The organism is Mesotoga sp. H07.pep.5.3 (genome assembly GCF_002752615.1).
Lineage (GTDB): Bacteria > Thermotogota > Thermotogae > Petrotogales > Kosmotogaceae > Mesotoga > Mesotoga prima.
On the sequence record NZ_AYTV01000009.1, the window covers coordinates 1 to 1,763 of the forward strand.

Here is a 1,763-nt window from a genome sequence, read left to right on the forward strand (position 1 = left end):
TCACTCAAAGATGGATAGCAATCCTGTTAAACTCCTTAGAAAGGAGGTGATCCAGCCCCACCTTCCGGTAGGGCTACCTTGTTACGACTTAGCCCCCCTTGCCAATCCCACCCTAAACAAGCTCCCTCCTTTCGGTTAGGATACTCATCTTCAGGTGTTACCAACTCGGGTGGCTTGACGGGCGGTGTGTACAAGGCCCGGGAACGTATTCACCGCAGCTTGGCTGATCTGCGATTACTAGCGATTCCGGCTTCATGCAGGCGGGTTGCAGCCTGCAATCTGAACTGGGGGTTGGTTTGAGGATTTCCTCCACATCGCTGTCTCGGTCCCTTCTGTCCAACCCATTGTAGCGCGTGTGTCGCCCAAGATATAAGGGGCACGATACCTGACGTCATCCCCCCCTTCCTCCGCCTCGTCGGCGGCGGTCCTCTTAGAGTGCCCGGCCTTACCGCTGGCAACTAAGAGCAGGGGTTGCGCTCGTTGCGGGACTTAACCCAACACCTCACGGCACGAGCTGACGACGGCCGTGCACCACCTGTGCTGACTCCACACAAAGTGTGGTCGTTCCTCTTTCAATTCACTACTATCAGCATGTCAAACCTTGGTAAGGTCCTTCGCTTAGCATCGAATTAAACCACACGCTCCACCGCTTGTGCGGGCCCCCGTCAATTCCTTTGAGTTTCACCCTTGCGGGCGTACTCCCCAGGCGGTTCACTTATCGCGTTAGCTTTAGCACGGAAAGCTTTCCGCTCCCCACACCTAGTGAACATCGTTTAGGGCCAGGACTACCGGGGTATCTAATCCCGTTCGCTCCCCTGGCTTTCGAGCATCAGTGTCAGAACCGGCCCAGAAAACCACCTTCGTCACCGGCGTTCCTGCCAATATCTAAGGATTTTACCCCTACACTGGCAGTTCCGTCTTCCTCTACCGTCCTCAAGCCTGGCAGTTTCAACTGCAAGTCCGGAGTTGAGCTCCGGGTTTTCACAGTTGACATGTCAGGCCACCTACGCTCCCTTTACGCCCAGTGATTCCGGGTAACGCTCGCCCCCTACGTATTACCGCGGCTGCTGGCACGTAGTTAGCCGGGGCTTTCTAGTAAAGTACCATCCCTCCATGTAGCTTTCCACTCTACATGACATTTTTCCCTTACCACAGCAGTTTACAATCCGAAGACCTTCTTCCTGCACGCGGCGTCGCTAGATCAGAGTTGCCTCCATTATCTAAAATTCCGCACTGCTGCCTCCCGTAGGAGTAGGACCCGTATCTCAGTGTCCTTGTGGCCGGCCACGCTCTCACGCCGGCTAACCGTCGTCGCCTTGGTAGGCTCTTACCCCACCAACTAGCTGATGGTCCGCGGGCCGCTCCTTCGCCGATGCATTTGCACCTTTCACCTTTCGGTCTTATGCGGTATTAGCTGTCCTTTCGGTCAGTTATCCCCCTGCGTAGGGTACGTTCCCACGTGTTACTCACCCGTTCGCCACTCTATGTGTTGCCACATACCGTTCGACTTGCATGTGTCAAGCACGCCGCCAGCGTTCACCCTGAGCCAGGATCAAACCCTCCATCCATGACTCATTCTTTTGAAACTCGCTGGATTGCTATCCATTTTTCAATGACCCTTCCTTCTCGCTCGTCTTTCCCGCTAACGCTAACTTCGCGTCAGCAATTCCTATACTACCAGTACCACTTCCTATTGTCAAGTTACAGGTTCGTTTCCTCTAACTCATCGCTTGAGTGAATTCATTGGAGAGTCATGGACGGTC

The 1,763-nt window shown here is 54.5% G+C and carries 1 rRNA gene; it reads right to left on the reverse strand.

Annotated features, from left to right (window positions below):
- Positions 1–39: 39 nt before the first annotated feature.
- A 16S ribosomal RNA gene (locus V513_RS03505) occupies positions 40–1,568 on the reverse strand.
- Between the last annotated feature and the right edge of the window lie 195 nt (positions 1,569–1,763).